This is a genomic window from Mycobacterium sp. (assembly GCF_050700595.1).
In the GTDB taxonomy this organism is placed as follows: domain Bacteria; phylum Actinomycetota; class Actinomycetes; order Mycobacteriales; family Mycobacteriaceae; genus Mycobacterium.
This window is the reverse complement of sequence record NZ_JBOHHI010000133.1, coordinates 1-6,917: the sequence shown is the minus strand read 5'-3', so window position 1 is coordinate 6,917 and position 6,917 is coordinate 1. Positions and strand designations below refer to the sequence as shown.

The 6,917-nt window shown below is 64.4% G+C and carries 6 protein-coding genes and 1 pseudogene; 5 read left to right on the top strand and 2 right to left on the bottom strand.

Features of this window, described 5'->3' with window-relative positions; translation table 11 throughout:
• The 4 genes and pseudogenes from ACRDTL_RS12955 to ACRDTL_RS12940 all read left to right on the top strand — a co-directional run.
• Positions 1-113: pseudogene (locus ACRDTL_RS12955) on the top strand (IS630 family transposase); the annotation flags it as partial.
• Positions 114-252: 139 nt separating this feature from the next.
• A complete protein-coding gene (locus ACRDTL_RS12950) occupies positions 253-1,953 on the top strand; it encodes a serine/threonine-protein kinase PknH/PknJ (protein ID WP_431507108.1) in 1,701 nt (566 codons plus the stop codon).
• Between the two features lie 9 nt (positions 1,954-1,962).
• A complete protein-coding gene (locus tag ACRDTL_RS12945; protein WP_431507107.1) occupies positions 1,963-2,475 on the top strand; it encodes a hypothetical protein in 513 nt (170 codons plus the stop codon).
• 215 nt (positions 2,476-2,690) lie between these two features.
• On the top strand, positions 2,691-3,035 hold the full coding sequence (locus ACRDTL_RS12940; protein ID WP_431507106.1) for a DUF3349 domain-containing protein: 345 nt from the start codon (positions 2,691-2,693) through the stop codon (positions 3,033-3,035).
• On the opposite strand, the gene ACRDTL_RS12935 is transcribed toward ACRDTL_RS12940, so the two are convergent.
• On the bottom strand, positions 3,032-4,075 hold the full coding sequence (locus ACRDTL_RS12935) for an NAD(P)-dependent alcohol dehydrogenase (protein WP_431507105.1): 1,044 nt from the start codon (positions 4,073-4,075) through the stop codon (positions 3,032-3,034). The genes ACRDTL_RS12940 and ACRDTL_RS12935 overlap by 4 nt on opposite strands.
• A 226-nt stretch (positions 4,076-4,301) precedes the next feature.
• Positions 4,302-5,399: an iron-siderophore ABC transporter substrate-binding protein gene (locus tag ACRDTL_RS12930; protein ID WP_431507104.1), complete on the bottom strand. Its 1,098-nt coding sequence runs from the start codon at positions 5,397-5,399 to the stop codon at positions 4,302-4,304.
• A 125-nt stretch (positions 5,400-5,524) separates the two neighbouring features.
• Between ACRDTL_RS12930 and ACRDTL_RS12925 the strand changes: the two genes are divergently transcribed.
• Positions 5,525-6,917, top strand: a 1,393-nt coding sequence (locus tag ACRDTL_RS12925) for a cbb3-type cytochrome c oxidase subunit I (RefSeq protein WP_431507103.1), incomplete at its 3' end; no start/stop codon positions are given.

Sequence of the window (6,917 nt, the reverse complement as noted above, 5' to 3'; positions counted from 1 at the left end):
ACGCCCACAACGCCGATCCCACACCCTACGTATGGACCGCCACCGCCGAATCCATCCTCGCCAAAGTTCAACGCGCACGCACCAAACTCGGACAAGTAGTCAACCAAAACTGAGACGGACCACTAGGCCTGGATCGATCGGACAGGATTGTGCGGCGGCGTGGGGGTATCGAAATTGGTCGTCCGTTTGGCTTGGTCACCGCATACTTGATGTCCGGACGGTATTTCACCGTCGCCGGCTGAGGGGTGATGTGTGTTGGACGAGCCGACCGTTAGCGCCTCCAGCGCGGGTTCGCGGGCGGGTTCACAATTTGGGCACTATCGGCTGAGGCGGCTCCTAGGCCGGGGCGGGTTCGGTGAGGTATACGAGGCCGAAGACACTGTGATGGACCGCATCGTGGCGGTCAAGCTGCTGGCACCCGCGTACTCGCAGAACACGGTTTTTAGACACCGGCTGTTCCGGGAAGCGCACGCGGCCGGACGGTTGCATGAGCCACACGTTGTGCCCATCCACCAATGCGGAGAGATCGATGGGCAACTCTACATCGACATGCGCCTGATCAAGGGCACCGATTTACAGACCGTGCTGGCCCGGCGAGAGCCGCTGAGTCCCGCACGGGCCGTGGCGATTGTGCGCCAGATCGCCGCGGCGCTGGATGCCGCCCACGCCGACCAGATGGTCCACCGTGATGTCAAACCGGCCAACATCCTGCTGACCGCCGACGATTTCGCTTGCCTGGTTGATTTCGGGCTGGCTAACGCGGCCACCGATGCAAAGCTGACCAGTTCCGGCACCACGGTCGGAACATTTGCCTATATGGGCCCTGAGCGGCTCAGTAACGCCGAGGTGAGTCACCGCGCCGACATCTACGCACTGGGCTGTGTTCTTTATGAGTGCCTGACTGGATCACCGCCCTATACCACCGGTGATCTGCCCGCACTGATCACCGCGCATCTGACCGCGCCAATCCCGCGCCCCAGCCAGCACCGCCCCCAGATCCCAGCCGGGTTCGACGACGTCATCGCCCGTGGCATGGCCAAAAACCCTGACGATCGCTACGCCAGCGCCGGAGAACTCGCCCGAGCCGCCTACCATGCGCTGACCGCATCGGACCAAGATCAGGCCGTAACCATCCTGGCCAGCACCCAGGCCGCTGGCCATCCCGACCACGGGCAAGGCCCCACTGCAGGTAAGCCACCGGTCAGCCCACCGACGAGCACTCCCCACCGGTCAGCCAGGCTGGCCCATACGCAAATGCTGGCCCTCCGTTCGGCAATCGCCCTTTCCGCGCTAATCCTCGTTGCCGTCGCGATTGCGGCGATCATTGGACATCTTGGACGCAGCTCATCGCCACCGACATCGCCTCCCTCCGCGACGTCGCAGCTGGCCGCGCCGCCCTCCCCGCCGTCGCAGCTAGCCGCGCCGCAGGTCTATCCCGCTTCTGCGATCGACACCTTGCTGCTAACCCCGGCCCAGATCAGAACCACCACCGGCGGTGTATTCCATGGCCAGAACGACGCGGACATGGTCGTGACCAACTCGTCCTATGGCATGTCCGACCACGCCAATCAGGTCGATCCGCCCAGCTGCGTCGGCGTCATCTTCGGAGCCGAACCATCGGTATACGAGGGCACCGGATTCGAGGCGATCCGCGACCAGACTTTGGACGTCAGCTCCTACATGACCGGCGATCAGATCGAACAGACCGCCGTGGTGTTTCCCAGCGCCGAAAAGGCCGCGGCCGTGCTGGCCTCGCAAACCAACCAATGGCAGGCCTGCTCGAATCGCGCAAACCCTTACCCGCCACCGATACGAGCACTGCAGATGGGCCAACGGCACGGAGAGGGCGGCTATACTTGGACCCTGGCCGACGTGCAAGTCGGCGACAACCTCATCACCGTCAAGATGGCCGGATACGACAACGAAGCCGGCAGCGACCAGGTGTGTCAATAGGCGCTAGGTGTGCGCGCCAACGTCGTTGTCAAAACCCGGGCATGCCAGGACATATCGCAATCGTATAAAGGAAACCCCGTCTTTACCGATACATCGATAGCTGGCGACTACGGAGAAACTTTGGCCAACACGATGTTGAACCGTGTCGCGCAAGCTATGCCCACCGAATCGCCAGCGACAACCTCATCCTCAAATCCGGCCGGGCCAGCAGTCGACTCGCAGGGCTTCGTGGGCCATTCGGCCCGCTGCGACACCGGAAATTCCCTAGCGGCCCTGATCCGAACCGCCCAGTCACTTGCGGTGGTTTGCCAAACGGCGCCTGGGAACTTCTACTATCACGGCGAGAGGCTTAGCGACGGTGCCAGCATTAAGCTGCCCAACGCAATCCGCTCCTCGGACGGATTTGATGTCACCAACCCCGCCGACGGCACCCACTATGAGGTTCGGCCCAACCGGCTCACCATCATCAGCAACGATCACGTGGACTCCTCGGAGCCGGCGCTGCAATACGCACCGGGTTAGCCAGCCGCAGGCCGGATTGAGCCAGCCCATACGTCACCGTGGAAACTTGCGAGCCCCACGACGATGCAGAGCGCGTAGCGCCATGAGGTGGGGGAACCCCCAGCCGCGAAGCGGCGAGGGGGAGAGCGGGTCAATTGGGCGGAGCGCCGCGAAAGCTTATGAACCGTCCAGCGTGTCAGTAGCGCCGGCGACCCGGCGGCGCGACACTTGACGTCGTGGCCACCACATCGTTTCTCAGCTCCGTGTTGCGCTGGTTGCAGGCCGGCTACCCTGATGGCGTTCCCGGGCCCGACCGGGTGCCGTTGCTGGCGCTGCTGCGCAACACTCCACTGACCGAGGACCAGGTCGTCGAGGTCGTGCATAACCTCACCGCTACCGACTCAAAAGCCTTGGAAGACGGGGAGATTGGTGACGACGAGATCGCCCAGTTCATTTCAGACATGACCCAGTACGATGCCGGGCCGGCAAACATCAGGCGAGTCGCCGGCACACTGGCCGCGGCGGGCTGGCCGCTGGCCGGCATCGACGCCGAGGAGGCCGACGACCTCGAAGGTTCTTAGAGGGTCGCCGTGTCGATGACGAATCGGTAGCGCACGTCGCTGGCCAGCACCCGCTCGTAGGCCTCGTTGACGTAGTCGGCCTCGATGACCTCGATTTCGGGTGTCACATTGTGCTCGGCGCAGAAGTCCAGCATCTCCTGGGTTTCGGGGATGCCGCCGATGTTCGACCCGGTCAGACTGCGGCGCATCAGCGCCAGCGCGAATGCCGGCACCGGCATCGGCTGCTCGGGGATGCCGAGTTCGACGAGCGTGCCGTCGACGTCAAGCAGCTTTAGGTACTCACCGAGATCCAGGTTGGCCGAGACGGTGTTCAGGATCAGATCGAAGCTGTTGCGCAGCTTCTTGAAGGTGGCCGGGTCCGAGGTCGCGTGGTAGTGGCTGGCACCCAGCCGCAGGCCGTCTTCCATCTTCTTCAGCGACTGGGACAGCACCGTCACGTCGGCGCCCATCGCGGTAGCCAGCTTGACGCCCATGTGCCCGAGCCCGCCCAGGCCGATCACCGCAACCCGCTTGCCGGGCCCCGCATTCCAATGCCGCAGCGGCGAATACAGCGTGACACCAGCGCACAGCAGCGGCGCCGCGGCGTCCAGCGGCAACGCGTCCGGGATGCGCAGCACATAGTTCTCGTCGACGACGATCGCCTGGCTGTAGCCACCGTAGGTCGGCTGGCCGTCGCGGCCGACGTTGTTGTAGGTGGTGATCATGCCCCCGCCCGTGCAGTACTGCTGAAGCCCGGCCAGGCAACTGCTGCATTCGCGGCAGGAGTCCACGAAACAGCCCACCCCGACGCGGTCGCCCACCTTGTGCCCGGTGACCTCGGCACCGACCGCGGTAACGACGCCCGCAATCTCGTGGCCGGGGACCACCGGGTAATTCGGCTGCCCCCATTCGGCTTTGACGGTGTGGATGTCCGAATGGCAGATCCCGGCGAACTTGATCTCGATGGCCACGTCGTGCGGGCCTGGGTCGCGACGGGTGATGGTGGTCTTGGTCAGTGGTTCGGTCGCCGACGTGGCGGCGTATGCGGAAACAGTGCTCATTGCTAACCCTCTTAACGTGCGCGTGTTTCGGTATCAGAGTTTAGGGGGATATCAAGAACTTTAGCATAGGTAAGCTATATATTCCTGCTGGTGAGGTTCCCGTGAGGCCAAAGTCACAAGGCGGGGCGCCCGCCCGGCCGTCGCGACACTGAACCAGTTGCGACGACACGCCGACGCGACTCGCAATCGGTTAAGTTTCGGCGAAACTCGGAAGGCCACAGCGCGCTCAGTTGATCGGGGCGTTGACCCAGCGCAGGTCGTCGACGATGCCTCGGGCCGCGACCACACCCTGCCCGGTCTGCCACACCTCGTTGTTGACGATGAACACCCGGTTGTCGCGGTAGGCGGACAACTTCCGCCACGAATCGCTGTCCAAGATGATGGGGGCGCGGTCCTTGGCGCCCGCCGAGGCGAACGACACGTACACGATGTCGGCGTCGGCAGCGGAGAAATCGGGGTCGCGGGTGAGATCGGCGTCGGTACAGCCGATCTCGAGGTACGGCTTGTCGGTGAAGCGTTGCGAGGCGGGTCGGTCGACGCCGACGCTCCTCAGCACGCCGGCGGGGAAGTTTTCCTCGCCGTACACCCGCAACGTCTTCTCGGTGAACTGCACGATCGACGCCTGGTAGTGGGCCGCGTCGTGCGCCGCGCCGGTCTCGCTGGCCTTGGCGGCGAAGTCGTTGATCAGCGCACCGCCGGCGCGGGTGCGCCCGGTGGCGGCGCTGACGCCGCGCAGGTTGTCCTCCCAGGCCACTCCCGGCGCCGCAGTGAACACACTCGGGGCGATCGTCGCCAGCTGCGGGTACAGCTTGGGCGTCAGCGCCACCGAGCCCAGGATCAGATCTGGTTTCGCGGCTGCAATGCCGGCCAGGTCGGGAGTGCTGCGGGTGCCCACGCCGGGCAGCCCGTGCACGACCGCACCCAGGTAAGAGGGCTGGCTTGAGGCACCGTCGGGCAGGGCCGCGGCCACGATGCGCGACTGCAGTCCCAGCGCGCACAGCGTGTCGAGGGCATCGCCGGAGAGAACCACGATCCGCTGCGGGTCGGCGTGCACGTCGGTCACCTGCGGGTCCACCCCGGCCGCGTTGTGGGCCGGCCGCATCGGTGAGCCCGGATCCGCGGCGGCGGGCTGTGGCGCGCAGGATTCGTCGGGTTTGCGCTGGTTGCCCAAAACCCCTGCCCCGGCGATCTGGGTAGTGCTGGTGATGACCGACGTCGACGGCGATGGCGTACCCCCGGGTGCGCAACCGAGGCACATCGCGACCGAAATTGCCGTCACCGCTTCGGCAGCGGCCCGCGGGGCGCGCATACCACGGAAAAGCACGGGCTCGACGCTAACACCCGGCCGGTGTACCAATTACGACAGTTTGTAGGACCCCGGCCTACATGGGCCGACTTGGGCGCTAGGATTCACCCAAGTTCCCGGTTGCCCGAGGTTTGGAGGAGCTCTTGACAACCGAAGCGCCCCCACTGGGAGAACTCGAGGCCGGTCGTCCCTTCCCGGCCCGAATCCGCCCGAAGGGCAACCTGCTTTACAAGCTGGTGACCACCACCGATCACAAGCTGATCGGGATCATGTATGTCGCCACCTGCTTCGCCTTCTTCTTCATCGGCGGATTGCTGGCACTGCTGATGCGCACCGAGCTGGCCGCGCCGGGTCTGCAGTTCTTGTCGAACGAGCAGTTCAACCAGCTGTTCACCATGCACGGCACGATCATGCTGCTGTTCTATGCCACCCCGATCGTGTTCGGCTTCGCCAACCTGGTGCTGCCGCTGCAGATCGGCGCACCCGATGTCGCTTTCCCGCGGCTCAACGCGTTTTCGTATTGGCTGTTCTTGTTCGGCGCGCTGATCGCGATGGCCGGGTTCATCACCCCGGGCGGCGCCGCCGACTTCGGCTGGACCGCCTACACGCCACTGAGTGACGCTGTGCATTCACCCGGTGCCGGCGGTGACCTGTGGATCATGGGGCTGGTGGTCGCCGGTCTGGGCACCATCCTCGGCGGGGTCAACATGATCACCACGGTGGTCTGCATGCGCGCACCCGGTATGACGATGTTCCGGATGCCGATTTTCACCTGGAACGTCCTGATCACCTCGATCATGGTGCTGATGGTCTTCCCGCTGCTGACCGCGGCGCTGCTCGGGCTGGCCGCCGATCGGCACCTGGGCGCCCACGTCTATGACGCGGCCAACGGCGGGGCGATCCTGTGGCAGCACCTGTTCTGGTTCTTCGGCCACCCCGAGGTCTACATTGTCGCGCTGCCGTTCTTCGGCATCGTCACCGAGATCTTCCCGGTATTCTCCCGTAAACCGATCTTCGGCTACACCACGCTGGTTTACGCGACGATGTCGATCGCCGCGTTGTCGACCGCGGTGTGGGCGCACCACATGTTCGCCACCGGAGCCGTTCTGCTGCCGTTCTTTTCGTTCATGACCTATCTGATTGCCGTGCCGACCGGGATCAAGTTCTTCAACTGGGTCGGCACCATGTGGAGGGGTCAGTTGACCTTTGAGACGCCGATGCTGTTCGCGGTCGGCTTTGCGGTGACCTTCCTCGCGGGTGGGCTGACCGGTGTGCTGCTGGCCAGCCCGCCGCTGGACTTCCACGTCACCGACAGCTATTTCGTGGTCGCACACTTCCACTACGTGATGTTCTTCACCATCGTGTTCGCCACCTTCGGCGGTATCTACTTCTGGTTCCCGAAGATGACCGGCCGGCTGCTCGACGAGCGGTTGGGCAAGCTGCACTTCTGGTTGACCTTCATCGGTTTTCACACCACATTCTTGATCCAGCACTGGCTGGGTGACGCCGGTATGCCGCGCCGCTACGCCGACTACC

Excerpts from the sequence above, each read along its gene's own strand:
- ACRDTL_RS12935 (WP_431507105.1), bottom strand. The coding sequence starts at position 4,075 with ATGAGCACTGTTTCCGCATACGCCGCCACGTCGGCGACCGAACCACTG.